We start from the raw sequence: 26,640 nt of genomic DNA on the forward strand, positions 1-26,640 counted from the left end.
CATGGTCGAAGCTTGTTTGGGCCCGTGATCGCCTCGGGTTCCAAAACGGCAAATCGCGTGCTGGCCCTGCCGTCGAGGGCCCGGGTTCGGAAACCCTATGGTTCTTCATCGGGAAGGGGGATCGACGATCCGGGCACCGTCCGTTCCATGGCGTTCAGGCTGCCGGCGAGGGCGTGAGCGGCATCACGGCACAATCCGACCTGTCGAATGCCGTCCACCATGGCGGGCTCCAGGGTCTTCGTGTCGTAGACCGTCCAGCCGCCGAGTTCAGGGGCGATGGCGTAGACGGCATGTTCGTTGTCGTTCACGGCACGCCTCGCTTCCAGGGAGAGAGGAGGGGGCGCGGAGGCCGGTTTCCCGCCTCCTCGCCGGTGACGACGGCACCGTGCGCAGGCAGCGCCCTTTCCCGGTTCGCCAACGGCCGAGCGCGTCGCGGGTTGCGGAACGACGAAAAAACCCGCCTCGGCTCACGCCGGGCGGGTAAAGTTTTGCTCATAGGAAGGCTCCTCACGAGGAGCACTCACACCATGTGCCTTCTGGTATACCAGCGTCAAGCGCAGAATGCCGAAGATTACCGGGATCCGACATCGCTGTGTCTCGGGAAAACGGAGCGGGATCATCTCGTGACCGACATCGATAGTGGCGAAGATCGTGATCGTATCCTGCTCGCGGGAGAATGACGACGCTTAGAGATCGTTGAAGAAGGACGGGGAGCCACCGGCCCCTCGCCCTTCCCTGGTCATTCTCGGAGGCTCGGACCGTCAGACGATGAAGGATCCGCTGTCGAGGACATGATGGCCCTTGAGGAGGACGGCGAAGTCCGCCCCTCCATCGCCGTTGGTGTCACCCTGTATCAGGGTGTTGCCGCCACCGAACTTCATTCGCAGTTCACCCGCCTCGCCCGAGAAGGCATCGGTTCCAACGAAGTCGAAGCTCTGGTTTCCGTCCTGCGCGCCGTTCGCGTCAATCGCGCTCAGGTCGATGCGGTCGCCGGCGGCGAAATCGAAGTCCTTGATGATGTCGCGTCCGCCGACAGCGACGTCACTGTCGGTCACGTCCTTGAAGACGAACGTGTCGGCTCCGGTACGGCCATAGAGGAGGTCGCGACCATCGCCACCGTAGATCTCGTTGTCGCCGGCATTGCCGTAGATCTGGTTGTTGCCGGCATTGCCATTGGCGGTGAGATCCGCGGTTCCGCTGAACACCATCTTCTCGATGTTGGCTTCCATCGTGTGACTGACGGTCGAGCGGATCGTGTCGAAACCTTTGCCCGGCTGTTCGATGGCGCGATCCCCGGCATTGTCGATGACGTAGGTATCGTTCCCGGTGCCCCCGCGCATGGTGTCGGCGCCGCTGCCGCCGAGCAGGGTGTCGTTGCCGCCGTTACCTGTCAGCACGTCGTCGCCGGCACCGCCGCTCAGACGGTTGCTGCCGTCGTTGCCGGTGATGTCATTGTCGAGGGCATTGCCAGTGCCGCTGACGTTGCGAGAGCCCGTCAGCACGAGGTTCTCGACATTAGCGGAGAGGCTGTAGGTCACCGAGGAGTAGACCGTGTCGTTGCCCTCGCCCGGGAGCTCCACGATCTTATCGCCGACCCTGTCAACGAAGTAGGTGTCGTCGCCGAGACCGCCATGCATCGTGTCGTTCCCGGTTCCACCGTCGAGAATGTCGGCTCCGCCCTTACCGAACAGGATGTCGTTGCCGCCGCCACCATTGAGCACGTTGTCCCCGCCGGTGCCGAAGATGGCGTTGTTCAGAGTGTTGCCCGTCCCGTCGAGATCCCCGGCTCCCGTCAGTACGAGCCGCTCCACATTGGCCCCAAGGGTGTAGTCGATCGAGGAGCGAACGGTATCGTTGCCTTCTTGGGTCAACTCGATGACTCGATCGCCGGCATCGTCGACCACGTAGGTGTCGCTGCCGGTGCCCCCGCGCATCGTGTCCGCGCCGGCCCCCCCGACAAGGGTGTCGTTGCCCGCGCGTCCAGAGAGCGTGTCGTCGCCGCTGCCCCCGTCGAGACGGTTGTCACCGGTATTGCCGGTCAGGCCGTCGGCGCCGCCGGTTCCGGTAGCGTCGATGGCGCCGGATCCGGTGAGAATGACGTTCTCGACATTGGCGCCGAGGCTGTAGGTCACCGAGGAGCGGACGGTGTCGTTGCCCTCGTCGGCGGCCTCGATGACCTGATCGCCCGTGGAATCCACGACGTAGACGTCGTCACCGGCCCCGCCACGCATGATGTCGTCGCCGGTGCCACCGATGAGGACGTCGTCGCCGCCGCGTGCGGTGAGGCGGTCGTTGCCGCCTGCGCCATCGAGACGGTTGTCCCCGCCATTGCCGACGATGCTGTTGTCGAGGCTGTTGCCCGTCCCGTCGATGGACCCGGTGCCGGTGAGGACGAGGTTCTCGACGTTGTCGGGAAGCGTATAGGTCACCGAGGAGCGAACGGTGTCCTCGCCTTCGTCGGCATCCTCCACCACGGTGTCGCCGGCCGAATCGACGATGTAAGTATCGTCGCCGCGGCCACCGATCATGGTGTCGTTTCCGGCCCCCCCATTGAGGGTATCCCCACCGATGCCGCCTCGCAGCGTGTCATTGCCGTCGCCGCCCGTCTGGGTGCCGCCGGCATCGATGACGATGTCGATGAGATCGGGCGTGGCGTCGAGGTTGAGCCCGACCAGGGAGACGGTCTCGTCCAGGGTTCCGAGGAGGAGATCCACGGTCTCGCCCACGAGATCCGTGGCGAGGTTCACAACGTTCGAGAGAATGCCGGCATTGGTTTCCGTCCCGAGGTCGACCGGCTGGAATGGCAGGTCGAGCGTCGCCAGGACCGTATCGCCGAGCTTCACCTCGACGCCGTCATAGCCGCCGCTGGCCGAGACCGTCCCCGTAGAGAGGCCAGTCGAGGCTTCGATCTCCCAATTGCCGGTATAATTGTACGTGAGTCCGTTCGCTTCGACGGTGAGAACCTCGAACGTATCCGTGCGGTTGCCGCCGAGGAGGAGGTCGCCGACACTGTCGATCAGACCCGTGAACGTGACGCTGTCGGCATCGCCGAGATTGGGCAGGAAGAAATCGCGGACGTCGAAACCGGTATTGGTAAGAATCGATACGGTTGCCATAATATTCTCCAACCCCAGGGACTGTGACCAGCTGGTTAGTTTGAAGACCATGCTTGATCGCTTGGCATGGGCAGGCTTGTCGCCTGGGCAGATAAGCTTCACCTACCCCAATACCGTTCCGCGAAAGCCTGGGTTCCGCAATTGATATCTGGGATATGTAGGATAGGGTACTTAATGAAATATTTAATCAGTCATGATGACTTTGATGGATTGGATGGCAGGGTCATCGATTGATGCAGCGCAGCATAGATGAGGTGCATAGCGATAAAAGATTGTATCGGCTAACGTATTCGGGACAACCAATGCGTGGTTCGGCTGCGTATGAGCTATTCGATAGCCCGGTCTGGATCGCTCTATGGCCGGAATGGGCGTTTTCCGCTCCGGACCGACTTGAGGCTTGGCCGTGATGACATGCGAGAGGGCGTGATCGAATAGTCTCACACCCCGCCGCGTTGCGTGCCCATGTCGGCAGATCGGTTTCGTCGCGGACCGCGAAACCCGTGGGCAACCGTCCCTCGACGAGCGCATCGGCAGGATGCCGGTCAGGTCGGGGCACGCACCGTCGGCGACAGAGATTGTCTCGATGGCATCGAAGTTCAGTTTGCCGGCAGACTTGGATGTGTCCTTGCCCTGCAAGAACGGCGTATCGCCCTCCTTGGCACCGACGGCCTCGTCACTCCGTCCACACGGCCGGGAGCGCTCACCGCCGAAGTGGATGCCGGTTCGGCGAAAAAGAGCGCGCTAAACAAAAGCGTGGAGCTGCGCCCGACACAAACTGGTCGGGCGTAGCTCCAGCGTTCTCATGAGCCTGATCGAAAGGGTCGACCGCGCCTTACGGCCACCGCCGGAATGTCGTCATTTGGCGATGGGTCGGTAGAAGGTGCCGTCGATCTCGGCGATGTCGTTCTGGTCGAGGCGGGGAACCTCGAGCACGGTGCGGGGTGGATATGGACCGTCACCCCAGATGTCTTTCTGTACTTTGTTGACGATCGGACGCAGCCGGGCGACGTCCGTGACGAACACCGTCAGGCGAACGGCATCGGACTTCGTTGCACCCGCCACCGCGGCGGCGGCGAGCATGTTGTCGAACATGCGACGGATGCGGGCCTCCTCGCCCTCGATGAGTTCGCCGGTGGTCCGGTCGACACCGCGCATCCCGCCGATGAACACGAAATCTCCCGCCCGTGCGCCGATGCTCCAGGTGCCGCTGGGGGTGATCGTCTCTGCGTTCGGAGCGAGGATCTCGACGCGGCGTGTCTCGTCGGCGCAAGCCGCGACGGGAACGAGCACCGCGAGAAGCGCGGTGAGCAGGGAGCGAAAAACGGGTCTCATGGAATCATCCTCGGATTCAGGGGAAAGCATGCCGGCGGGACCAGAAGGGAGCGTCGGTAAAGCGTCGCTCGGCGGCGTAGAGGGTCCGCTGCCCGGAGAGGTGATGCGCGATGCCTTCGAGAAAGGCGCGCTCGTAGGCGAGTGCCGGAGCCGGATCGTCGGCGATGAGGGCCAGCGCGGCGTCCGCGGCCTGGATGCCGCTCCAGAGCGCCGTCGCGAGGCCGTTCGCCCCGAGCGGATCGAGGGAGGCCGCCGCATCGCCCGAGCGCAGGACACGCCCCTCGATCAAGTGGGTCGGCACGATCGAGGCTGCCGGCGCAACTTGGGGAGACAGCGAGGCACAGGCGGTGTCGAGGTCCAGGCTCTCCAGACGGGCGGCGATGGCGATGGTTTCCCTGGCCGCATCCGCCCAGAGCTTGCCATCCTTCGCCGCCCCTGCGGGCAAAAGATCGGAATCGGTGAACAGGCCGATCATCATGCGCCGGCCTGGCATCGGTGCCATGTACCACCAGCCCAACTCCACCGCCTCCACCAGGGTCGCGGCGGCAAGCTCGGCATCATCGGGCACGTCGTGCACCTGATAGGCGCAGACGAGCCGGTCGAGGCGCCGCCGGTGGGCGGTCGGTCCAGCCGAGAGCGCAGCCCGGCCGCTCGCATCGATCACCGCCGCCGCATCCAGCCATCGCCCGTCGGCCAAGCCGATGCGGACGCCGCGGGGAAGATGCTCCAGGCCGACCACGGCCTCCGCCAAGCGCTCGACCCCGCGCTCAGCCAGAGACGCCGCCATCCGTCCTTCGAGGAGGGAGCGGTCGATATGGGCGCCGTGCTCGTGCCCGGCCGCCCTGCGCAGGGCGCTGTCACCCCAGATCGAGAAGCGTCCTTGACTGGCCATGGCGGTGTCGCCGTCGATCAGGGCGGACCAGCCGAGCCCGTCCAGAAACGAAGCTGCCGTGGCGGAGAGCGTTTCCCCGCGGCTGGGCACGACGCGATCCGGCGCGACGAGGAGGGGAGAATGTCCGGCGAGGGTGAGACGCCGGACTGCGGACAGGCCGGCGACTCCCGCCCCGACGACCACGATACGGTCCACGCGCCTCGCGCTCAGCGGCGGGGGAACGGGGCTGCGATGTCCATGGAGCCGCGCTGGGTCTCCACGTAGATCACTTCCGGCACGCCGGTCAGGCCCTTGGGGCCGGGGCGGCGGACGAGAACACCCATGCGGGTCCACAGCTCGATCATGCGGCGCAGGCCATCGGTGTAGCCCGCCTCCACGTGAAGGCCGATACCGGCCGCGCCACGCGCCCAAGGCACCCGCGCATGGTAGAAGCGCAAACGCTCCTCGTCGCTGAGATCGGTGCGCATGACGTGCTCGTAGAAAGTCTCCGGCAGGACATCCACCGGCAGCAGCGCGGGCCACCAGACCGGGGTGGGGAAGCCCGAGGCTGTCAGGACCGCCTGACAGCTGAAAGCGTCGCCCTGCCACGGCACACCCATCCAGCGGGTCAGGTCGCCGGGGGCCTGCGGGCCGATGGGAGCCCCTTCGCGCGGCTTGGCGGGATTGCCCGCGAACACGTTGGTGGCATTGAGCTGCAGGCCGAGATCCTGGATCAGGCCCGGTCGATCCGAGATCTTGATGCGGAAGGGCAGCTTCGTCTCGTCACGGCCGCGATAGAGGGCGGCATGACGGATCGGCCACGTGATCTCGACCCCGGGGTGGAAGGCTCCGCCCGAGCAGGCATCGAGCGCGGCACGGGTGAGGGCCTCCGGCCGGAGGGCGAGCGGCAGGTCGTCGAGGCGCGTGACGGAATCGGCGGCGGCGTCTTCGTAATCGTCGGCGAATTTTCCGTCCGCCCAGAGTTCGAGCTGACGGTACTGGGTCGGCGTGAGGGTGAGCCAGGTGCGCTGGCTCTCCGGGTAATTCACCCCGTCGCCCAGCATGATCGGCATGGCGGCGGCCCGCTGGTCCTCGCCGCCTGGACGGCGGAAGGCCTGGAGAACGTTCTGCCGCATCGCGCAGCCCTCTTCATGGGGACGCGCCAGCTTGGCGATAAGCGCCGGACTGGAGAGGTCGCCGATCTGGTTCCAGGCCGCGCCGAGGAACGAGGAGGTAGCCACCCATTGCATAGAGCCGGCCCGGCGCAGGATCGGCAGCACGTCGCGCCGGAACGAGACGGTATCGGAGGGGGCCTTCAGATGGCCGAGCTCGACCATCGCTTCGCGGGCGGCGTCATAGAGCGTGACGATGGGTTCGAGCTGGGGCGCGAATTTCGGACCGCAGCAGACGATCCAGGCCGGTTCGCAAGGCACGGAGGCGCCGTCGATTTCGACCCTGGCCTGTACCCAGCCGTCGCACCAATCGTCGTGCCAGCCGTCGTTGTTGGTGAAGTCGCGCACCGGGTTCTGCGGCAGGGCCGTGCGCGAGATGCCGTTCGCGGCGAAGACCAGCAGGCGGCCGTTGTCGTCTGTGCGCAGGTGGCCGAGATCGACATCGAGGGTGTTCCAGAACCGACCCTGCATGCGGCAGGCCGGATCCTTGCCCGCCGCATTGGCGGAGATGCCGCCGATCTCGACGATGCCGGGGTCGATCACCAGGAGATCGTCGCGCCGGTCGGCCAGGACCAGGGGGTTGCGCTGGGTGCCGGGAATGCCGGGCGCCGCCGGGCCCTGATCGAGCGCGTTGATGAACCCGTACCAGGCCGCCTTGGTGTTGGCCACGTGGACGCTCCAGCGGACGCCCTTCGACGCGTCGAGTTCGCGCACCACGCGGCCTTCCTCGTCGTAGCCATAGAGGCGGAACCGCTGAACCTGCTTCTTGATGCGGCCTTTGGAATCCTTGAAGCCGCCCTCCGGCTCGTCGAGGAGGCCCGGCACCTCGGGTGCGGGAAACCATGCGTCGGAATTGCCGACCCGGGAAAAGCCGATCGCCGGGTGTATGGCGACCCGCGCGATCCGGGCTCCCGCGGGCGCTGCTGCCGGCGCCTGGAGCGGTGATACGGCGGCCTTCGCGAAGGACGAGGAGGCCAAGCCAAGGGCGGACGCCCCGATGAGGAAATCCCGACGTTTCAAGGCACTATCTCGCTTATACGAACGACAGACACGTCTCGACCGGTCTGTGTCTCGTCTGGGACATAGCGCAGATGCCCTTAACATTGAGTTGCCTCTGCTTGTCCTGAAGCTCCTCTAGACCCAAGCCCGAGAGTTCCTTGTTGGGCTATCCAAGTATCGGTCCTGGCTGCTGTTTCCTGACCATGGAGCGATGCAGCAACGGTCGAAGCTCGCGCTCGATCTCGTCCTTCTCCACGTTGACATGTTCAGGATCGGGGTGGAGGGCGCAGCCGGCGAAGGCGGGGCTACCGTCGACGAGCATCTCGGGGATCTCCCTGCCTAGCGATGGTGGCGAGGCTCATCACGGCGCGTCGCTCGTCCCCGAAAGGCCTGGACGACCGACGACAACTCGAGCGTGGAAAGCACGTCATGGCTGACGAGATCCCACCCGCCACGCCTCGCCCCATACCTGAATCACCGGGGCGATCTGCGCCGGTCACCGGATGCGGATTTCCAAGAGACGTCTCCGACCATCGAGCAGCCTCGCGGGCACGCGGCATCCGGAGGCGGACAAAATCACGCGGAACCCGACGCGGATCATTCGGTCCGCGAAGCGGTCCATGTAAGGCTTGGATTTTGGGGGAGCAGTAAGAGACTGCAAGCTCTCGGGAAATTTGGTCGGAGTGGCAGGATTTGAACCTGCGACCCCCACGTCCCGAACGTGGTGCGCTACCAGACTGCGCTACACTCCGACGGCCGGCGTCACCACCGGCGAGCGGACGTATAGCGAGGCCGGCGCGGAGCCGCAAGCGTCATCATCGACCTTGTTGCCATATGGCTGCCCGCCCGGTGGGCCAGTCGGGCGGGAGGGACTGGTACAGGCAGCCGATATCCGCCGCCCGGATGGCGAGGGCCGCGGAATAGCCCGGCGCGGCGGGGAGTGCGTGCAGGCTCCACTCCTTCGTCCCGCCCGGCATGGCCAGCAGCTCCGCTATGTCCGGCGTGACGGAGACGGCGAAGCTGTCGAGGCGCAGGGAGAGGCCCTGGCCGGTCGCTTTCGCCACGGCCTCCTTGCGCGTCCAGCAGGCGAAGAACGCCGCCGTCAGCTCGACCGGCCCCAGCGCTTCCAGGGCTGCGATCTCGCATCCGGCGAAATGGGCGCGGGCGATGCGGAGAAGATCGGGCAGCGGGCGGACCTCTTCCACGTCGATGCCGATCTCGGCGGAGGAGGAAAGGCCGATCAGGGCGCGGCTGCCGGAATGCGACAGGCTGAAACGGCATGCTCCGGCTGCCGCCCCCGCCAGATGCGGCTTTCCCGACGGCTCCACGCCGAAGACGATGCCGCGCGGGTCCGATCCGAGACGATGGCCGAGGGTGAGGCGCAGGGCCGCATGGCTGGCCTCGAAGCGCCATCGATCCGCATCGCGCACGAATCGGTCCGCGCGAGCCTTCTCGTCATCGGAGAGGAGATCCCGGCAGCGTGCGCGATGCTCGTCCGAGAGGGTCAGATCGACATCCCAGACCGTGACAGACCCGTCGGAGCGGGCTCGATCCGATGCACGGTTCCCCGAACGCGTGTGGTGAAAGTCGACGGCCACTTTAGCGGCTCGATGCCGTGCCGCCCGATGTCATCGTTCCCGATGCCATCGTGGGGCTATCGGATCGAGGGCGGCCTGGACGCGCCCGGCATAGGTCGTTCGGACGCTCCATCCCGCGTGAAGGCGACGACGAGGGTGAGATAGGCGATCTGACAGAGAGCGACGATGCCGTAGAATGTCCCGGCGGCGGCCAGCCAGGACAGGCTGTGCCTGACGGCGATGATTCCGACGAGCGCGACGCTCAAGGCGAGAATCATCGCGAGGGTGAGGAGAGGCCTCTGTGTCGCGACGTCCATCTCTGCCAACCTGCCCGTCCACGTGCCATCACGCCCCGGCTTCCCACAGACGGGATGCCGAAGCGTTAATGTGCAGCGCACTGGGTCAGGCGGCAAGCGACATCCGGTCAGACATACACGTTACCGGCACTCTGTGGAAAACGCTCCGCCAGGGCACGGCGCAGCTTCTCCAGGGCGCGGTTCTCGATCTGGCGCACGCGCTCTTTCGAAATCCCGAGACGGCGGCCGAGGGCTTCGAGGGTGGCCTGGTCTTCCGTCAGCCGGCGCTCGCGGAGGATCCGCAACTCGCGCTCGGACAGGACGGTGAGCGCCTCGTTGAGCCAGGTGAGCCTGCGCTCGCCATCCACCGAGGCGGAGACCGTCTCGTCGGGAAGGTCGGAACCGTCCACCAGAAAGTCCATCCGTTCGGATGAGGCTTCGCTTTCCTCGCCCACCGGAGCGTTCAGGGACATGTCCGGCCCGGACAGTCGCGCGTCCATCAGGGCCACATCTTCGCGGGAGACGCCGATGGCCGTAGCGATTCGGCGATGGATCTCGTCGCCCACATGCTCCTCGGTGGATTGCATCAACCGGGCGCGCAGGCGGCGCAAATTGAAGAACAGCGCCTTCTGCGCGGAGCTCGTGCCGCCGCGGACGATGGACCAATTGCGAAGGATGTAATCCTGGATCGAGGCTCTGATCCACCAAGTCGCATAGGTGGAGAAACGGACCTCCCGCTCCGGCTCGAACCGGGCCGCCGCTTCCATGAGGCCGACATGCCCTTCCTGGACGAGGTCGGCCATCGGCAGTCCGTAATGCCGGAACCGCCCCGCGATCGCGATGACGAGACGCATATGCGCCGAAATCAGGCGATGGAGAGCGTGTTCGTCGCGCTCATCCTTCCAGCGGACGGCGAGACCGCGTTCCTCGTCCCGCGCCAGGAAGGGCGCCTCCATGGCCGTACGAATGAACTGTCGCCGTATCCCCGCGATATCCGCCATTCCCGCCTCCGCCTTTCGTCCGTTGCGTGCGCGCGCCGCGACGGACGTTCGGGGTCGGTCGACCCGAATGGTCCAGAAAGCGAGGGCACCAGCCCGGGGGCATCGCCCAGGCACCGAACAACGGAGCCGTTGCGTGGATAGTTCCGCAGGCCGGGGCTGACAGGGGGCCGTGACCCTGCGGCGCATCGGAGCAGCCGGGCGACGGTCCTCGGCGGAACCGGCCGATGCGGTGCCGACAAAGAAAAAGGCCCGGCGCTGGTGCGCCGGGCCCGATCGTCGAACGGATCCGTCTGGGATCTGCGGGCCGCTCAGGCGGCCTCTTCCCGGATCTCGTCGCTGTCGCCATCCGTCTCGGCATCGCCCTCGGCTTCCGCCTCGCCCTTGGCGCGGCGGGGCGACTTGGCGAGGCTCTGCTCGATCAGCTTGAGTGCCTCGGTCTCGGTGATGCGGTTCACCGACGAGATCTCGCGCAGCACGCGGTCGAGGGCGGCCTCGTAGAGCTGGCGCTCGCTGTAGGATTGTTCCGGCTGAGCCTCCGACCGGTAGAGGTCGCGGACCACTTCGGTCACCGACAGCAGGTCGCCGGAATTGATCTTGGCCTCGTATTCCTGGGCGCGGCGCGACCACATGGTGCGCTTGATCCGGGCGCGGCCGGTCAGAACGTCGAGGGCCTTCTTGACAAGCTCGGGCTCGGCGAGCTTACGCATGCCGACGCTGTTGGCCTTCGCGGTCGGAACGCGCAGGACCATCTTGTCCTTCTCGAAAGAGACGACGAAAAGCTCGAGCTTGTAGCCGGCGATTTCCTGCTCTTCGATCGCAGTGATGCGGCCGACGCCATGAGCTGGGTACACCACCGCTTCGCCGGTCTTGAAGCCTTGGCGGCCTGCCGTCGTCTTCTTGGCTGTGGTCATGCGAGAAGCGCCTCCAGAACATCGCGCGGGTCGAATCGCGCCGAACCTTCATTCCCGGGGTGGGTGACCCGGCTTGAGCCTCTTGTCCGCCGGCCATCGATGCAGCATGCATCGGCCGGGCGGGTCCCAGGCTAGCCGATCATCCACACCATGCGACCGGTGCCGCGGGAAGCGCATGCGCCTCCAGCGGTCGATCACATGCCGCCTCGTCTCGGAAAGGTAGCGTCCCAATGGAATGGGATGCCGACTCTGTCGAAAGGTTTGGAAACCACCGCTTGGGCGGCCAAAGGCAGCACGTCAGGCACGAACGACGGCAGACCCTTGATGTACCACAAACCGGGCACCGAATCAAAGGATTGCCGACGCAGGGCATGCGTGCGCGATCTGCCGGAGGGATATCCTCAGGGAGCCGGTCCCGTGCGGAGAGCGCGATCGCAACGGCCTCAGGCGGCGGGTTGCACGACCGCCTGCGACGTCATGAGGCGCATGCGATCCACCGAAATCCGACAGGGCCGGACGCATCATCGCGGGCAGGCGCACGATTCACTAACGCGCGGACCAAAACCTGCGAGACGCCATCCGGGTGGAGCCTTCGCTCGATATCGCCTGCTCGGGAGCCGGCCTAGTCGCCCTTGCCCGGCGAGGCGGAGAAATGAGCCTCGAACTTGCCGCTGACGCCGTCCCAGTCCTTCGCATCCGAAGGCGCGTCCTTCTTCTGCGTGATGTTGGGCCAGCTCCGCGCGTAATCGGCATTGAGCTTCAGCCAGGTCTCCAGGCTCGGCTCTGTGTCGGGCTTGATCGCCTCGGCGGGGCATTCCGGCTCGCAGACGCCGCAATCGATGCACTCGTCGGGATGGATGACGAGCATGTTCTCGCCCTCGTAGAAGCAATCCACGGGGCAGACTTCCACGCAGTCCATGTACTTGCACTTGATGCAATTGTCGGTGACGACGTAGGTCATGTGCCCTTCAGCCTCAATCCATGGTCGGGCGAGTCAACCACCTCGGCCCGTTCGGGCGCGATCCTAGACCCGGCCCTTGCACGGCCTCGTTAACGCGCCCGTGGGTCGCGCGAGGCCTCACTAATTCCGCACGGCTCTAGCCCCTGCCACCGGGGCTGACAAGCAGTGGCCGCATCATGGCCGCTCGGGCGATGTTACCGGGACACACTCCCGCCGCTCGGTCTTCGCGGCAACGATCAGTCCTGATCGTCGGGCACGGCGTTCCGGCCCGCCGATAGGTCGGCATAGAGCCGTTGCGCCTCCGGCGCGGGACCGCGCCGCTCTCCGAGATCGACCACCCTCACCGCCGCCGTCCCATGGGCGGCGGCGACCGTCACCACGTCACCGATGGCGATCCCCTTGGCGGGGTTGTCGATGCGCGTCCCGTTCACCCGCACGAAGCCGTCCTCCACCAAGGCGGCGGCAAGAGAGCGGCTCCGCGCGAAGCGGGTGAACCAGAGCCATTTGTCGAGACGCTGACGCCCCGGCTTCATCCGCCCTCTTCAGATCCCCGGTTCAGCGCTTGCCGCCGTCGCCGGCTTCGAGCTGGGCCTTGAGGGCGGCCAGCTTGGCGAAGGGCGAATCCGGATCCGGAGCCCGTTCGCGTCGCTGCGGACGCTGTTCCTGCGGTGCGGCGGAACGACCCTCGTCCCGGCGCTCGGGCCGGACCCGGCCGGGCTCGAAACGCTCGCGACGCGGCGGACGCCCGCCATCCGGCCGGCCGCCATCGCGACGCCCACCATCCTGCCTCTCGCCTTGTCCGCTCCGCTCGCCCTGGCCGCCACGGTTGCGCTGGGCACCGTCCGGGCCGCCGGCATGAGCGGGACGACGGTCCTGGCGGCCTTCGCCGGGACCACGATCGCCCGCCTGAGCGTTATCGCGACCGCCGCGTGGGCGGTTCTGCCGCGGAGCGGAGCTGCGCTGATGCCGCTGCAGGCGCCAGACCTCGACCATCACCGGCTCGGCCGGGGCGGATTCCACGGGCGTTTCGCCCTCGGCCGCATCAGGAGAGGCCGTCTCGGCCGTTTCCGGCTCGATGCCGGCGAGGGCTGCGGATTCCGCTACGGGAACGGGGGCCGCCTCGGGTTCCTCAGCGGCATCGACCGGCGCTTCGGCGGCCGGTGCCGGCTCGTCCTCCGCGGGTGCGGCCTCGGAGGACACCGTCTCGGGATCGGGCACGCCTTCCGCCACGGGCTCGGCCGTGTCGGGCGAGGTCTCGTCTTCGGTGGTCGTCCCGTCTTGAGAGGCCGTCTCGTCTTTCGAAGCCGTCTCGGCGTCCGGCTTGGCCTCGTCTTCGGTCGCGGGTGCGGCCTCCTCGGACGCCGTCACCGCGTCGTCGGTCGATGCGGCTGCGGGTGCGATGGGGCGGGTCGACGCGGCCGGAAGAAGCGGCACGGTGATCGCCGGGCCGGGGCGCGTTTCAGGTGCATAGCCGAGGGATTTCAGGATCGAGCCGAAATCCTCGCCCGAACAGCCGACCAGCGAGGTCATGCCCACGGTGGCGACGAAGGCGTCGCCATCGGCGGTGCCGGCGGGCGCCTCGCCCGGCGTGGTGCCGGGGCGGTAGGTGACGGCCGGGCGGATCAGGTCGGCCAGACGCTCCAGGATGTCGACGCGTACGGCGCGCTCGCCACAGACCCGGAAGCCGGCGGCGCGGTAGAGACCCTTGGCGATCTCGGGATCGACCTTGATCGAGGTCCGGCCGGAGCCGGCCAGATGCGCGATCTCGTCGAGGCCGCGCTGGTCGAGGCCGCCGTTCTTCAGCGCCCAGAGCTGGGCGGCGAGGGTCCGGGGTGCCGGCTTCAGCAGGGCCGGCAGGAAGATGTGATAGGCGCCGAAGCGGACCCCATGGCGGCGCAGCGCGCCACGGCCCTCCTGATCGAGGGTGCGCATCTCGTGCATCACCTTGGCGCGCTCCAGCACGCCGAGGGATTCCACGACCTGGTAGCCGATGCCCTTCGACAGGCCGACGAGGTCGGCGGCGGTCTCGATCTCGATCAGCGGACCGAGGAGCCTGACCACATAGGCCTTCAGCCAGGCGACCAGCCGGGCCTCGACCTTGTCGCGGGCCGGGCCGGTCAGCTGCTCGTCGGCGAGCAGCCGCACATGCGGCTCGAACAGCTTGTCGCCCGGCGTCAGCTTGGCGACCGGGTCTCCGGTCCAGCGGATGATGCCGTCATGGGACAGGACCAGGGACGAATCCGCCGCGGCCGAGAAGCGCTCGGCGCGCGCCTCGATCTCGCCGCCCAGCGCCTTTTCGGCGGCGCTGCGCAGGGTCTTGGCCTCGTGGCCTTCCGCGCCCGGGTCGGCGACGAACTGAAACCCGTGCAGATGGCCGACATGCTGGCCCTCGACGGTAACGTCCCCGCCGGCGGTGATCTCAGCTTCCAACATCGTATTCTCTCTCAGGCGCCGCATCAGGACGCTAGTGCGCCGATCGACGAAACGGCTCGCAAGGCGCTCGTGCAGGGCGTCAGACAGCCTGTCCTCTACCCGACGCGTCTCGCCCTGCCAATGCACCGGATCAATCAGCCAGTCCGGACGGTTCGCGACGAAGGTCCAGGTTCGCCCTTGGGCGATGCGCTGGGACAGGGCGTCGATGTCGCCGTCGGTGCGGTCGATCATCGCCACGTGCTTGGCGAACCAGTCGTTGGGGATGCGCCCGGCCATGCCCCGCATGAGGAATCGGAACAGCTGGGCGACGAGATCCGCATGGGTCTGGGGGTGGACCTTGCGGTAATCGGGCACGCCGCAGGTGTCCCACAGGCGTCGCACCACCGTCGGATTGGTGGCGATGTCGCGGATGTCATCCTCGCGCATCAGGATTTCGAGGGCCGACTGGTCCTCGCCCATGGGCGCGCGGGTCAGTCCCTTCTCGTTCGGATGCTCGTCCAGGCTCTCCTGAAGGGCCTTCAGCGAGGAGAAGTCGAGATCGGGGTTGCGCCATTGCAGCACCCGCACCGGCTCGAAATCGTGGTTCTCCAGGGCCTCGATCATCTCGGGCTCGAACGGGGCGCAGCGCCCCGTGGAGCCGAAGGTGCCGTCCGAGAGGTGGCGTCCGGCCCGTCCCGCGATCTGCCCCATCTCCGGGGGCGTCAGCCTGCGGAAGCGCGTGCCGTCGTATTTCCAGTTCGCCGCGAAGGCGACGTGGTCCACATCGAGGTTGAGGCCCATCCCCACCGCGTCGGTGGCGATCAGATAATCGACATCGCCCGATTGGTAGAGCTCCACCTGGGCGTTGCGGGTGCGCGGAGACAGCGCACCGAGCACCACGGCGGCCCCGCCGCGCTGGCGCCGGATCAGCTCGGCGATGGCATAGACCTCCTCCGCCGAGAAGGCGACGATGGCCGTGCGCCGGGGCAGGCGCCCGAGCTTCTTCTCTCCCGCGAAGGTGAGCTTCGACAGGCGCGGGCGGGTGGTGGTGTGCACACCGGGAATCAGCGACTGCACCAGGGGCAGCATGGTGGAGGAGCCGATCAGCAGCGTCTCCTCGCGCCCGCGCTGGTGCAGCAGGCGGTCGGTGAAGACGTAGCCGCGGTCCATGTCGGCGGCGAGCTGGATTTCGTCGATGGCCACGAAGGCGACGTCGAGGTCGCGCGGCATCGCCTCGATGGTGGAGATCCAGTAGCGCGGCCGGTCCGGCTTGATCTTCTCCTCGCCGGTGACGAGGGCGACCTGCTCGACCCCCACCCGCGCGACGACGCGCAGGTAGACCTCCCGCGCTAGCAGGCGCAGGGGCAGCCCGATCATCCCCGTCGGATGCGCGAGCATCCGCTCGATGGCGAGATGGGTCTTGCCGGTATTGGTCGGCCCGAGCACCGCCGTGACGCCGCGTGAGCGGGCCTGCGGGGGGAGGGAGCGGCGCGTCATGTGTGCGGGACGGGTCCCTTCGGCGAAATCGGCCGGCGGCAGGGTCTCATGACGGCCCGTCGAGATGGCCGCCTCGGGTCAGTCGCCGCTGCGCAGGGGCCGTCCGGACGGTCGGACCCCACGCTGCGTCTCACCGCCATATGGGGCGTCACCCCCGCGATAGCCACCGCCCCGGTACCCATAAGGATCGACATAGATCTCCACCGGGTTCGCCGGCTGCTGCGGCGCGAGATCGGCGCAGAGCGTGTCCGGCATCGCCACGAGGGGGCCGCGCCGTGGCGAGCGGCCCTCGATCACCTCCGCCGAGGAATAGGCGTCGCCCCCGCAGGGCGAGATGTCCGAGCTGAGCTCGCCCGCATGGCCGGGACCGGCATGGCCCGCCACCGCGACGAGGCAGCCCGCGAGGGCGAGGAAGCGAAGAGAGCGGGGCAGAGGCGACATCAGCGAGTCCCGGTACCCGAAGGGGCCCGCCAGAGGGCAGTGCCGGACAGGGCGTCGCCGAGGGCCGCGAACCCGCCCTGGAGATCGGCGCCGCCGATGGCATAGCCATAGGCGCCGAGCCCGGTGAAGGGGGCCATCCTGCGCCGCCCTTTGAAGATCGGCAATCCGGCCGAGCGTTCGGGATCGACGCGAAGCACGAAATAGCGCTGGCGTCCCCGCATGACCGGTTTGAGGTCCTCGACCGCGTCCCAGGGGATCCAGCCGCTCGACAGGCGGCGATCGAAGATCCCCTGCCGCCCGACGGAAACCAGCGTGCCCGAACGGAACATCCGGGGGGCGCTGACGACGCTGGCGGCGCCGAAGAAGAACAATCCGAACCAGATCAGGAATGTATGAAAGCTGCCGGGCTCGAAAGCGTGCCCGTGGATTCCGGGCCGGGCGTAGAGGATCGAGGCACAGCCGACCGTGAAACACAGGGCGATGACGAACATGCCCACCGAGCGAGGGCGCGAGACCGGAATGTCGATGGCCTGGTCCATGGTTCAGGCCCGATTCGCCGTCATGGATCGACCGAAGCCGCCTGCGCCACCTGGCTCGGCGCCCCGCCACGGCTCCACCGGGTCGCCTCGATGATGTTGGTGCCGAGTGTCGTCCGCACGGCGATGCGCACCGGCAGCAGCACGCGGGTGCCCTCGACCGGCGCCAGCCACACCGACATGTCGCGGTTGTCCTCCATGAACTTCACGCCCGGCCGGTCGGGGCGATGCCCTGCAATGGCCTGGTAGCGAGCGTTGCAGACGAGGACCGGCCCGGAATAGCCGGGCTTCTCGACGTTGCGCGTCTCGCCGTAGCTCAGCACCACGTTGAAGCGCGTGGCGCCGTCGAAGATCGGGATGGTGCGGTTGCAATTGGCCTGGTCGGTGAGCTCGCCCCGGCTCACCGCCGGCATCATCAGGGCGCTGGCCGGATCGACGATGCCGCGCTTGTTGGCCGGGGTCACCGGCACGCGGTCGCCCATGTCGATCAGGGGCGGCGTCACCTCGGATTGGGTGACGTTGCCGCGCGCCAGCGCCATCCGCACGGCGATGCCGGAATTCGAGGTCTTGGTGGAGATCGCGAAGGTGTTCGGCTGCGGCCCCTCGGCGATGAGGCCGTTGGCCCGGGCCGAGCCCATGCCGCCGGTCACCGCGCCGACGAGGCCGGTGAGGCGGGCCGACACGTCCATGCGGTAGCGCGTGGTCTCGAACAGGCCCGAGACCTGCGCGGTGCCGATGGGGATGCCGGCCAGCGCGATGCCGTAATCCACCGTCACCGTCGCCGGCGCAGCGGTCTTGGCGGAGGTGGCCTTCGGCCGCGCGAATCCCTCGGAGGCGGGAATCACGCCGAGGGCGGCGAGGAGGCTGGCGCGGAGGAGGCGCATGGCGCACATGGCGTGAGGCTCTGATGTTCCAAGGCTTGGAGCCGCGCGGCAGTAGAGACCGGGCGGCATCGTTCCGTCATCGTCCCCGTTCGTGGTTAATACATCGTATGGATGCCGCGGCGCGGGGCGCCTGGATGGCGCTGCACCGGCCTCGGAGCGCGGTTATTCCGATGGGCAAAACGCAGCGCCGCCCTTGACGGATGCCCTGCCCGTCACCTATAGGCTCGCGCCTTCAATGAGACGCCGCTCGATCGGAGTTTGGCGTGCGTGAGGCCCGTGGCGCGTTGCGACCGGTCTTCCGCCATCGCCCGATCAGACGCGGAACGAGACGGGATTTAGAACAATGTCGCGCCGTTGCGAACTCACGGGCAAAGCCGTGCAGACCGGCCACCTCGTGAGCCACTCGAACCGTAAGACCAAGTGCCGGTTCCTGCCGAACCTGTGCCAGGTCACCCTGCAGTCCGACGCCCTGAAGCGTCGGGTTCGCCTGCGCGTCACGGCTCACGCCCTGCGCTCGGTCGAGCATCGCGGTGGCCTCGATGCCTTCCTCATCAAGGCCCGCGAGATCGAGCTGTCTCAGACGGCCCGTCTGATCAAGCGCGAGCTGCACAAGAAGCTCGCCGAAGTCGAGACCCCGGCCGCCGCCTGAGGCTGCGATATCGAAGCGTCGGCGAGAGCCCGCTTCGATCACGCTCGACGTCTCATTTTAATCTCGAACGGCCGCCGCATGCTTTGTGCATGCGGCGGCCGTTCGCGTTGATTCCGACTGACCCACTATCCGGCTCTTCCCGATGACCGTGCTGTCGCTCATCGCCCCGATCTTCGGGCTGATCCTCATCGGCTGGGTCGCGGCACTGGCCGGGTTCCTGTCGGAGAAGGTCAGCGACGGCCTCTCCGAATACGTCTTCGCCATCGCGGTGCCGGCGCTCATCATCGCGACGCTGACGCGGCCGGGTCTCACCGGCGAGGTCACCTGGGCGTACTGGTTCAGCTATTTCGGCGGCGCCGGCCTGTCCTGGCTCGTCGGCTCGCTGATCGGCCTGCGGCGAGAAGGCGTCGGCCGGACGGGCGCGATCCTGCACGGATTCGCGGCCAGCCAATCGAACACGATCTTCATCGGCGTGCCGATGATCCTGCAGGCCTACGGCGACGCGGGTGCCTTCCCGCTCTTCATGCTGCTCGCCGTCCACCTGCCTCTGATGATGGGCTGCGCCACCTTCCTCATCGAATCGGACGGACAGCAATCGATCCTCAAGCGGCTGAAGGGGCTCGTCCTCGTCCTGTTCCGCAACCCGATCTTCCTGTCATTGATGATCGGCCTGGGTCTCAAGTCGTTCGGCCTCGCCCCCGGCGGCATGGTCAAGTCGCTGGTGGATGCGCTGGCCGGCACTGCCTCCACCTGCGCGCTGATCGCGCTCGGCGCCGGCCTCGTGCGCTACCGGGTGCTGCACGACCTGCCCGGCGCCATGGTGGTGACGACCCTGAAGCTCGTCCTGCATCCGCTGGCGGTCTGGGTGCTGGCCTTCCATGTCTTCACCATGCCGCCCGCCTATGCCGGGGTCGCCACCCTGTTCGCGGCGATGCCCGTGGGCATCAACTCCTACCTGCTGGCCGTCCGCTACAAGGCCGAGACCGGGTTGATCGCCGCTGCCGTCATGCTCTCGACCCTGCTCGCGGTCGCCACCACCGTGGCGTGGCTCGCCATCCTCGGTCACACCTGAACGGTTCGACGCCTTGACCCACGTGCGGAGTGTTTGTACCGATCGGTACAGACAAGCGCAGGAGCCCTAGCCGATGTCTGAATCCCGTCCACCGCTGCCCCCCTTCACCCGCGAGACCGCGATCCAGAAGGTCCGCGCCGCCGAGAACGGCTGGAACGGCTGCAACCCCGAGAAGGTCTCGCTGGCCTACACGGCCGACAGCCGCTGGCGGAACCGCTCGGAATTCTTCTCGGGCCGTGCGGCCATCGTCGAGTTCCTCACCCGCAAATGGGCGAAGGAGCACGAATACCGTCTCATCAAGGAGATCTGGGCCTTCACCGAGGACCGGATCGCCGTGCGCTTCGCCTACGAGTTTCACGATGCGGCCGGCGACTGGTTCCGCGCCTATGGCAACGAGAACTGGGAGTTCGACGCCAACGGCCTGATGCGGCTGCGCCATGCCAGCATCAACGACCTCGCGATCTCCGAATCGGAGCGCAAGTTCCACTGGGACCGCGCCGCGCCGCGCCCCGACGACCATCCGGGCCTCACCGAACTGGGGCTCTGACAGGACCATGACGAAGAAGCCGGGGGCGCGGGAGGACGCGCTGCCCGCCATCGCCGAGGTCTTTCGCGAATATGGCTACGAGGGCGCGAGCCTCACCCTCATCGGAGCGCGCACCGGCCTCGGCAAGGGCAGTCTCTACCACGCCTTTCCCGGCGGCAAGGCCGAGATGGCTGAAGCCGTCCTCGACGCCATCGGCGCGTGGTTCGAGGAGAAGGTCTACGCGCCCCTGCGTGACGATCCCGATCCACGGGCGGCGATCCGGCTCATGCTGTCGGAGACGGACGCCTATTTCCGCTCCGGCCGAAGGGTTTGCCTTGTCGGCGCCTTCGCCCTCACCGAGGGACGCGACGGGTTCGCGGACCGGATCGCCGGCTACTTCCGGGATTGGCGCGAGGCCCTGGCGGGGGCGCTGATCCGCGCCGGGCGCCCGGGTGCCGAGGCGGATTCCCTCGCCGAGGATGCCGTCCTGGCGATCCAAGGCGGCCTCGTCCTCGCCCGCGCCCTCGACGATCCGGCCGTGTTCGGGCGGATGCTGGGGCGGTTGGAGATGCGGTTGGTGGCGTGATGGGCGACTTCCAATCGGGCGTGCCCGCTCGGAACGTCCCAGATGGGTGGGGAGCGGCCCCTGGTCCTTCGCCCCGAAGCGGACGTTCCGCCTTCGACCCAACCTATTCGAAGACGCAACTCCCAATGGTCGCCGGAACCAGACGTTCGCTAGTGGAGCTAACGAGCGAGTGTCTCAAAACGATCTCAGGAGGAGGCGTCCAAAGCTTTCTGAGCGACGGCACGAACAACTTGGCGCAACTCTACCGGCTTGCGCAGCCGTACCACATCCGAGAACGCCTTCGGGATGACGACGTCGTCATAGCCGGTGACGAAAACGAACGGGATCCCCTTGCTCTGCAGGGCCGACGCCACCGTGAAGGAGGCGCCCTGTCCCAAGTTGATGTCGACCACGGCATAGCCTGGGCTGTCATGTTCGATTACCTGCAGCGCGGTCCGCTCGTCCGGACAGGGACCGAGGACGACCGCACCGGCTTGCTGCAAGGCTCGCTGGCTATCGAGAGCCAAGTAATAATCATCCTCGACCACGAGGACACGAGCGCCTGCGAGGTTCGCCTCACCTGTCATGTCCAGTTCGCCTCCCGCGATGGTGGTTTGCAGGGTCACAGCGTCGGTTTCCAGAATGCTGTCGCCTCGCACGAGCGGAAACTCCAGGCAGCACCGAACGCCCGTCCGTTCGAACGCGAGACTGCCTCGCCCATGCAATTCGTAAGGCACGCGCCGCGTGATGAGTTCCGTACCGAACCCCTTTCGCTGCGGTGGCGAGACACCGGAGCCTTTGTCCTCGTCCCAGTCGAAGCGCAGCCAGGGCTCTCCACTTTGGTAGATCACCATCCAGGCGATGATGACCCGGCCATGCGGCTCAGCCAGAGCCCCATACTTCAGGGCATTGGTCGCCAGTTCATGGACGGCCAGCGTGAGGACTTCCGCGGCCTTTGGAGCCAGTAGGAGTTCCGGTCCGGAGAGACGGTACTGGTCGTCGTGCTCCGCCTGACCCCGGATCTCTTCGCGGACCAGGGTGGCCAGATCCACGCCGGCATTGGCTGTTCGGGTGAGCAGCGTCTGCGTCCGGGCGAGTGCACGAAGGCGGCCCTCCAGGCGGTTGCGGTAATCCTCGACGCTGTCTGCCGTGTCGCCCGTGCGGGCCGTCACTGAGCGGATCATGGCCAGGAGATTGCGTACCCGGTGCTGCAGTTCGGCCAACAGGATCGCATGATGTTTGATCGACTGCTTGGCCTCCGTGATATCCTGCGCGATGCCACCGACACGCTCGATCCGCCCGTCTTCGTCGTAGAGCGGGAAGTCGGTATTCCGGATCCAGCGGAAGGCCCCGTCGGAAACGCGCACGATCCGAAACTCGTGCGTGACGGCCTCGCCGTTTCGACCTCGTTCCAGATGTTCCAAAGCCGCGTCGCGATCCTCGGGTACGATCAGGGCGGCCCAGTGCTTGGGGTCACCGAGGAGAGCCTCAGGCGGCACACCGTAGATCGTCTTGATGGCGGGGCTGGCATACTCCATGGCGAGCGTCCGCGCGTTCCGAATCCAGAGCGCGTCCGAGGATGAGGCGGCAAACTGGGCGAAGCGTGCCTCGCTCTCGCGCTGCGCCGACTCCGCCCGGGCGCGCTCGGCTGCGGCCCAGGTACGCTCGGCGACGTCCGCAATGAGCGTGATCTCCGCGGAGGACCATTCCCGAGGACGGCTGGCGTGGACGCCGATGGCGCAGACTACCCGCCCGTTCTTGATGAGGGGCACCGCGGCCTGCGCGGCGATGCCTCCTGCCAGCCAGACGTGTCTCACATCCTCCCGCAGCCGCGGATCGGAGGCGACATCGGAGACGATGACGCGTCCGTTGGCCTGGAACGTCTCGTCCGCAAAGCCCTCGCTGACCATCTTGTAGGGAAAGCGCTCCGGAAAGCGAGTTCCCTCGCGAACGTGCTGGCTGCGAATGATGACTTCGGCATCGTCGCCCACTCCATAGACTTCGGCATACATGATCCGGCTGGCGCCGAGATGTTGCCCGAGCAGGTACGATGCGGCCTGTTGGATGTCGGCGGCCTCGGCCAGAGGCTGCAGCGCGTCACTGAGCTCGAGCAGGAAAGCCTGACGTTCCTCGCTCTCGCGAAGGGCTTCCTGGTGAGCCGCGCGCCGACGCTCGGCGAGCACGTGCTCCGTCGTCTCGAAGGCGGTGTTGAGCACGCCGACGATCCTACCCATTCCATCCCAAACCGGGCTGAAAGTGTAGTTGAAGAAGGCTTCCTCCGGACGCCCGAGCCGCTCGAGTGTGAAGGGTGCATCTTCTAAGCGGATCGTCTCGCCTGCGAAGGCGCGTTCGATCTGTGGTGCGATGGTGGCCCGCGCTTCCCCCCAGACCTCGAGGAAGGAACGGCCGAGCGCTTCGGGCTTTTTGCCGAGCAGAGGGCGGTAGGCGTCGTTGTAGAGCGCGATGAGTTCCGATCCCCAGCACAGCACCATCGGCAGCGGGTGGTCGAGAACCATGCTCGATGCGATGCGCAGCGAGAGCGGCCACAGCTCCAGGGGGCCGAGAGGGGTGGCCGACCAATCGTGGCCGCGAACGGCCCGAGCCATCTCGCTATCGCCCGTGAGCCAGTTCGACACGACCTTCACCATGGATGCACTAAGCCGCATCCTGGGGGCCGCTTCATCACTCTAGGTTAGTCGACTCCCTCGAAACGACTGATTGCGGCATTCCTCCCACACGGCTTCGTGTCTTCGCTCCACCCGATCACGCAACGCCGGGCCGGCATCGACGTGATGTCATGCGCGAACGCCCCATCGGTTCCGCCCGTGAGCGGGCCTTCGTCAATGAAGGCCGGCTTCTCAAGCCCCCTCGATCAGACGGGCATACTCGGCCTCGGGTGCACCGTAGCTGCCATCTGCGAGCGCGATCAGGCTCGCTCGGTCGCGGAGGATGACGCGACCCCGCTTGGCTCTGATCATGCCGTCACCCTCGATCTCCTGCACGGCTAGCGTGGCGCTAGAGCGCCGGATGCCGAGCATCAGGGCCAGGAACTCGTGCGTAATGATGAGTTCGTCACCCTCCGTGCGGTCGTGGCACATCAGAAGCCACCGAGCGAGCCTGACCTCGATCCGATAGGTCGCATTGCTGTAGGCGGTTCGCCCCAGCTGTACGATCTGCGTCTGAATGTAGAGAAGCAAAAGCCCGCGAAGCGAAGCACTCCCGTTGCAGGCCGCCATCAAGGCAGCCGCTTCGATAGCCAGCATCTCTCCGGGCGCCTGGACGAAAACGTGGTGCGGGGTACGGTCGGCGCCGAGCAGGACGGGCGTGGCGCCAATCAGGCCCTCTCGGCCAACGATGCCGATCTCGGACTTGCCCGGCAGCCCATCCGCCACGACGGAGCCATACCCGATCTCGGGGAAGAACAGACGATGGATGGGTTCGTCCGGTGTGACAAGCGTCTGGCGCAGTTCGGTTTCGACAGTCGTCAGGTGCGGCTGCAGCAGTGCGAAGTCCGAGGGCGAAAGCGCACGGAGCAGGCGATTGCGAACAGTGGCTTGTCGCAGCAAGGGCACGGCACTGATCCCGTCAGGGCAACAGTACCGGGGAGGCTCCCAAACACCTGCATCCGGATTCTCCGGTCGACGTTCGCTCAATAAGGCAGGGCGCCGCTCAGCTCGCCATCACAAAAGTTGGCCCTCATCGACCGGTTGCCGAGGCCTCAATCCGGATCGCCTGCCTGCGCCTTGACGCGGATGTCCGCTTATCCGCTTTGCCGCCCGGAAGCAGACCGGCAAAAAGCCACCCATCCCGGTCGTAGGACATCCTCCACCAAGCTGCCGCGAAGCGGACCTTCCGAGGATCTGCGAAGGGTCCAAAGCCGCCCCGGTAACAGGCCCCGTCCGCCGACGCCTGACGTCTACCGCCGCCCGCCTGCAGCCCTGCGCACGGGCACGGCACCACCCGCATCTTCCTCGAACAGCTCCGCCAGCTTCTCCGTCATCGCGCCGCCGAGCTCCTCGGCGTCGATGATGGTGACGGCGCGGCGGTAGTAGCGGGTCACGTCGTGGCCGATGCCGATGGCGAGGAGTTCGACCGGTGAGCGGGTCTCGATGTCCTCGATCATCCAGCGCAGGTGGCGCTCGAGATAATTGCCCGGATTGACCGAGAGGGTCGAATCGTCGACCGGCGCGCCGTCCGAGATCACCATCAGGATCTTGCGCTGTTCGGGCCGGGCGAGCAGGCGCTTGTGCGCCCAGTCCAGGGCCTCGCCGTCGATATTCTCCTTCAGCAGACCCTCGCGCATCATCAGCCCGAGGTTTTTCCGCGCCCGGCGCCAGGGAGCGTCGGCGCTCTTGTAGATGATGTGACGCAGGTCGTTCAGACGGCCGGGACCGTTGGGCTTGCCCGCCGCCAGCCACGCCTCGCGCGATTGGCCGCCCTTCCAGGCGCGGGTGGTGAAGCCCAGGATCTCCACCTTGACGCCGCAGCGCTCCAGGGTCCGTGCCAGGATGTCGGCACAGGTGGCGGCCACCGTGATCGGCCGGCCGCGCATGGAGCCCGAATTGTCGAGCAGCAGCGTGACGACGGTATCGCGAAAGTTGGTGTCCTTCTCGCGCTTGAACGAGAGCGGCTGGAACGGGTCCGTCATCACCCGCACGAGGCGGGCCGGATCGAGCTGGCCTTCTTCGAGGTCGAATTCCCAGGCCCGGTTCTGCTGGGCCAGGAGCCGGCGCTGCAGCCGGTTGGCCAGCCGGCCGACCACGCCCTGGAGATGGGCGAGCTGCTTGTCGAGATAGGTGCGCAGGCGCGCGAGCTCTTCGGCGTCGCACAGATCCTCGGCGTCGATCATCTCGTCGAAGCGCGGGTTGAACACCTTGTATTCGGGGCCGCGCGGCTCGACGGGCCGGTTGTTGGGCGGACGCTTGGCCTCGGAGGCCTCCTCGGATTCGGCGTTCTCGGACTCGTCCGGCAATTCGCCGGAGGGAGCGTCGGCGGCTTCCGTCGCGCCGTCCTGCAGCTCGTCGGAGGCTTCCTCGGAGGTCTCCATCTCGGACTTGTCGCCCTGAGACTGCTCCTCGGCCTCGCCCTCGCTCGGGGTCTGCTCGTCGTCCTGCCCTTCGTTGTCGTCCTCGTTGTCGTCGTCCTCCGGGTCGAGCGGCGTCTCGTCCGCCATGTCGAGGGAGGACAGCAACTCGCGCACGGAGCGGGCGAAGGAGCGCTGGTTCTCGAGATTGCCGATGAGACCGTCGAGGCTGGGGCCGGCCTTCTCCTCGATATGGGAGCGCCAGAGGTCGACGATCTTGCGCGCGGCCTTGGGCGGGGCTTCGCCGGTCAGGCGCTCGCGCACCATCAGGGCGACGGCATCCTCCATCGGGGCATCGGCCCGGTCGGTGATGTCCTCGTACTTGCCGCCGCGATGGTAGCGGTCCTCCAGCATGGCCGTGAGGTTCGAGGCCACGCCTGCCATGCGGCGCGAGCCGATGGCCTCCACGCGGGCCTGCTCGACGGCATCGAACACGGCGCGCGCACCGGCATTCTCGGGGGCGAGGCGGCGATGGACGGCGACATCGTGGCAGCCGAGGCGCAGCGCCATGGAATCGGCGTTGCCGCGCAGGATCGCCACATCCTCCGGCGTCAGCTTGCGCGGCGGCTCGGGCAAGCGCGCCTTGTCGCCGGTGAGCGCCGGCCGGTCGCTGGCATAGACCACCTCGATCTCGGAGCGCTTGGCGATGGCGCGCAGGCATCCGGCGACCGAACGCTTCAGCGGTTCGGCGATGGGCTCCCGGCGTTCGCCGGCTTTGCGGTTCGAGATGGCCACGATC

The 26,640-nt window shown here is 67.0% G+C and carries 23 protein-coding genes and 1 tRNA gene; 4 read left to right on the forward strand and 20 right to left on the reverse strand.

Going from position 1 to position 26,640, the window contains the following annotated elements; genetic code table 11:
* Positions 1-95: 95 nt before the first annotated feature.
* The 17 genes from ACYQOP_RS08195 to ACYQOP_RS08275 form a co-directional block, all read right to left on the reverse strand.
* A complete protein-coding gene (locus ACYQOP_RS08195) occupies positions 96-308 on the reverse strand; it encodes a hypothetical protein (RefSeq protein WP_056422550.1) in 213 nt (70 codons plus the stop codon).
* Positions 309-761: 453 nt separating this feature from the next.
* Entirely contained in the window at positions 762-3,116 is a 2,355-nt protein-coding gene (locus ACYQOP_RS08200) for a calcium-binding protein (RefSeq protein ID WP_461222042.1), read from the reverse strand.
* 855 nt (positions 3,117-3,971) lie between these two features.
* Entirely contained in the window at positions 3,972-4,448 is a 477-nt protein-coding gene (locus tag ACYQOP_RS08205) for a RidA family protein (protein WP_056422544.1), read from the reverse strand.
* A gap of 16 nt (positions 4,449-4,464) precedes the next feature.
* The gene (locus tag ACYQOP_RS08210) at positions 4,465-5,535 is read right to left on the reverse strand and encodes an NAD(P)/FAD-dependent oxidoreductase (RefSeq protein ID WP_461222043.1); all 1,071 of its coding nucleotides are present in this window, start codon (positions 5,533-5,535) and stop codon (positions 4,465-4,467) included.
* Positions 5,536-5,546: 11 nt separating this feature from the next.
* Positions 5,547-7,511: a CTQ-dependent glycine oxidase GoxA gene (gene goxA / locus ACYQOP_RS08215; RefSeq protein ID WP_461222044.1), complete on the reverse strand. Its 1,965-nt coding sequence runs from the start codon at positions 7,509-7,511 to the stop codon at positions 5,547-5,549.
* 145 nt (positions 7,512-7,656) lie between these two features.
* Complete coding sequence (locus tag ACYQOP_RS08220) at positions 7,657-7,812, reverse strand: hypothetical protein (RefSeq protein ID WP_461222045.1); 156 nt, start codon at positions 7,810-7,812, stop codon at positions 7,657-7,659.
* A 353-nt stretch (positions 7,813-8,165) separates the two neighbouring features.
* Positions 8,166-8,242 (reverse strand) — tRNA-Pro (locus ACYQOP_RS08225).
* Between the two features lie 63 nt (positions 8,243-8,305).
* Positions 8,306-9,088, reverse strand: coding sequence for a 4'-phosphopantetheinyl transferase family protein (locus ACYQOP_RS08230; protein WP_461222046.1), 783 nt, complete (start codon positions 9,086-9,088; stop codon positions 8,306-8,308).
* Positions 9,089-9,144: 56 nt separating this feature from the next.
* Entirely contained in the window at positions 9,145-9,384 is a 240-nt protein-coding gene (locus tag ACYQOP_RS08235) for a hypothetical protein (RefSeq protein ID WP_311276482.1), read from the reverse strand.
* Between the two features lie 107 nt (positions 9,385-9,491).
* The gene (locus ACYQOP_RS08240) at positions 9,492-10,364 is read right to left on the reverse strand and encodes an RNA polymerase factor sigma-32 (protein WP_056422529.1); all 873 of its coding nucleotides are present in this window, start codon (positions 10,362-10,364) and stop codon (positions 9,492-9,494) included.
* Between the two features lie 308 nt (positions 10,365-10,672).
* Positions 10,673-11,275, reverse strand: a complete 603-nt coding sequence (locus tag ACYQOP_RS08245; protein WP_056422526.1) for a CarD family transcriptional regulator — start codon at positions 11,273-11,275, stop codon at positions 10,673-10,675.
* A gap of 622 nt (positions 11,276-11,897) precedes the next feature.
* Positions 11,898-12,236: a ferredoxin FdxA gene (gene fdxA / locus ACYQOP_RS08250; RefSeq protein ID WP_311276481.1), complete on the reverse strand. Its 339-nt coding sequence runs from the start codon at positions 12,234-12,236 to the stop codon at positions 11,898-11,900.
* 236 nt (positions 12,237-12,472) lie between these two features.
* Entirely contained in the window at positions 12,473-12,769 is a 297-nt protein-coding gene (locus tag ACYQOP_RS08255; protein WP_461222047.1) for an RNA-binding S4 domain-containing protein, read from the reverse strand.
* 22 nt (positions 12,770-12,791) lie between these two features.
* Positions 12,792-16,145, reverse strand: coding sequence for a helicase-related protein (locus ACYQOP_RS08260; protein WP_461222048.1), 3,354 nt, complete (start codon positions 16,143-16,145; stop codon positions 12,792-12,794).
* A 78-nt stretch (positions 16,146-16,223) separates the two neighbouring features.
* On the reverse strand, positions 16,224-16,586 hold the full coding sequence (locus ACYQOP_RS08265) for a hypothetical protein (RefSeq protein WP_461222049.1): 363 nt from the start codon (positions 16,584-16,586) through the stop codon (positions 16,224-16,226).
* Positions 16,586-17,125, reverse strand: a complete 540-nt coding sequence (locus ACYQOP_RS08270) for a hypothetical protein (protein WP_461222050.1) — start codon at positions 17,123-17,125, stop codon at positions 16,586-16,588. Before ACYQOP_RS08270 ends, ACYQOP_RS08265 begins: the two co-directional genes overlap by 1 nt.
* Positions 17,126-17,145: 20 nt before the next feature.
* Entirely contained in the window at positions 17,146-18,015 is an 870-nt protein-coding gene (locus ACYQOP_RS08275) for a DUF3108 domain-containing protein (protein ID WP_207412163.1), read from the reverse strand.
* A 334-nt stretch (positions 18,016-18,349) separates the two neighbouring features.
* On the opposite strand from ACYQOP_RS08275, the gene rpmB reads away from it, so the two are divergent.
* From rpmB to ACYQOP_RS08295, 4 genes are all read left to right on the forward strand, one after another.
* A complete protein-coding gene (gene rpmB / locus ACYQOP_RS08280) occupies positions 18,350-18,655 on the forward strand; it encodes a 50S ribosomal protein L28 (protein ID WP_018046086.1) in 306 nt (101 codons plus the stop codon).
* Positions 18,656-18,797: 142 nt separating this feature from the next.
* Positions 18,798-19,727 carry an AEC family transporter gene (locus ACYQOP_RS08285; protein ID WP_461222051.1) on the forward strand — a complete coding sequence of 310 codons (930 nt, stop codon included), beginning with the start codon at positions 18,798-18,800 and terminating at the stop codon, positions 19,725-19,727.
* 73 nt (positions 19,728-19,800) lie between these two features.
* Positions 19,801-20,274 carry a nuclear transport factor 2 family protein gene (locus ACYQOP_RS08290; RefSeq protein WP_428405993.1) on the forward strand — a complete coding sequence of 158 codons (474 nt, stop codon included), beginning with the start codon at positions 19,801-19,803 and terminating at the stop codon, positions 20,272-20,274.
* 7 nt (positions 20,275-20,281) lie between these two features.
* On the forward strand, positions 20,282-20,839 hold the full coding sequence (locus tag ACYQOP_RS08295) for a TetR/AcrR family transcriptional regulator (protein WP_461222052.1): 558 nt from the start codon (positions 20,282-20,284) through the stop codon (positions 20,837-20,839).
* Positions 20,840-21,024: 185 nt separating this feature from the next.
* Here the strand turns inward: ACYQOP_RS08295 and ACYQOP_RS08300 are convergent, their stop codons facing one another.
* The 3 genes from ACYQOP_RS08300 to cobT all read right to left on the reverse strand — a co-directional run bounded on the left by ACYQOP_RS08300 (position 21,025) and on the right by cobT (position 26,636).
* Positions 21,025-23,484 (reverse strand): HWE histidine kinase domain-containing protein, encoded by a 2,460-nt coding sequence (locus ACYQOP_RS08300; protein ID WP_461222053.1) that lies wholly within the window; start codon positions 23,482-23,484, stop codon positions 21,025-21,027.
* A 192-nt stretch (positions 23,485-23,676) separates the two neighbouring features.
* A complete protein-coding gene (locus ACYQOP_RS08305) occupies positions 23,677-24,390 on the reverse strand; it encodes a Crp/Fnr family transcriptional regulator (protein WP_461222054.1) in 714 nt (237 codons plus the stop codon).
* A gap of 344 nt (positions 24,391-24,734) precedes the next feature.
* A complete protein-coding gene (cobT, locus tag ACYQOP_RS08310) occupies positions 24,735-26,636 on the reverse strand; it encodes a cobaltochelatase subunit CobT (protein WP_461222055.1) in 1,902 nt (633 codons plus the stop codon).
* Between the last annotated feature and the right edge of the window lie 4 nt (positions 26,637-26,640).

Source organism: Methylobacterium sp. CM6247 (genome assembly GCF_054817925.1).

Excerpts from the sequence above, each read along its gene's own strand:
- rpmB (WP_018046086.1), top strand. The coding sequence starts at position 18,350 with ATGTCGCGCCGTTGCGAACTCACGGGCAAAGCCGTGCAGACCGGCCAC.
- ACYQOP_RS08300 (WP_461222053.1), bottom strand. The coding sequence starts at position 23,484 with ATGCGGCTTAGTGCATCCATGGTGAAGGTCGTGTCGAACTGGCTCACG.
- ACYQOP_RS08255 (WP_461222047.1), bottom strand. The coding sequence starts at position 12,769 with ATGAAGCCGGGGCGTCAGCGTCTCGACAAATGGCTCTGGTTCACCCGC.
- ACYQOP_RS08245 (WP_056422526.1), bottom strand. The coding sequence starts at position 11,275 with ATGACCACAGCCAAGAAGACGACGGCAGGCCGCCAAGGCTTCAAGACC.
- ACYQOP_RS08260 (WP_461222048.1), bottom strand. The coding sequence starts at position 16,145 with ATGACGCGCCGCTCCCTCCCCCCGCAGGCCCGCTCACGCGGCGTCACG.
- ACYQOP_RS08235 (WP_311276482.1), bottom strand. The coding sequence starts at position 9,384 with ATGGACGTCGCGACACAGAGGCCTCTCCTCACCCTCGCGATGATTCTC.
- ACYQOP_RS08220 (WP_461222045.1), bottom strand. The coding sequence starts at position 7,812 with ATGCTCGTCGACGGTAGCCCCGCCTTCGCCGGCTGCGCCCTCCACCCC.
- ACYQOP_RS08275 (WP_207412163.1), bottom strand. The coding sequence starts at position 18,015 with ATGTGCGCCATGCGCCTCCTCCGCGCCAGCCTCCTCGCCGCCCTCGGC.
- ACYQOP_RS08265 (WP_461222049.1), bottom strand. The coding sequence starts at position 16,586 with ATGTCGCCTCTGCCCCGCTCTCTTCGCTTCCTCGCCCTCGCGGGCTGC.
- ACYQOP_RS08240 (WP_056422529.1), bottom strand. The coding sequence starts at position 10,364 with ATGGCGGATATCGCGGGGATACGGCGACAGTTCATTCGTACGGCCATG.
- ACYQOP_RS08205 (WP_056422544.1), bottom strand. The coding sequence starts at position 4,448 with ATGAGACCCGTTTTTCGCTCCCTGCTCACCGCGCTTCTCGCGGTGCTC.
- ACYQOP_RS08290 (WP_428405993.1), top strand. The coding sequence starts at position 19,801 with ATGTCTGAATCCCGTCCACCGCTGCCCCCCTTCACCCGCGAGACCGCG.
- ACYQOP_RS08285 (WP_461222051.1), top strand. The coding sequence starts at position 18,798 with ATGACCGTGCTGTCGCTCATCGCCCCGATCTTCGGGCTGATCCTCATC.
- ACYQOP_RS08295 (WP_461222052.1), top strand. The coding sequence starts at position 20,282 with ATGACGAAGAAGCCGGGGGCGCGGGAGGACGCGCTGCCCGCCATCGCC.
- fdxA (WP_311276481.1), bottom strand. The coding sequence starts at position 12,236 with ATGACCTACGTCGTCACCGACAATTGCATCAAGTGCAAGTACATGGAC.
- ACYQOP_RS08200 (WP_461222042.1), bottom strand. The coding sequence starts at position 3,116 with ATGGCAACCGTATCGATTCTTACCAATACCGGTTTCGACGTCCGCGAT.
- ACYQOP_RS08270 (WP_461222050.1), bottom strand. The coding sequence starts at position 17,125 with ATGGACCAGGCCATCGACATTCCGGTCTCGCGCCCTCGCTCGGTGGGC.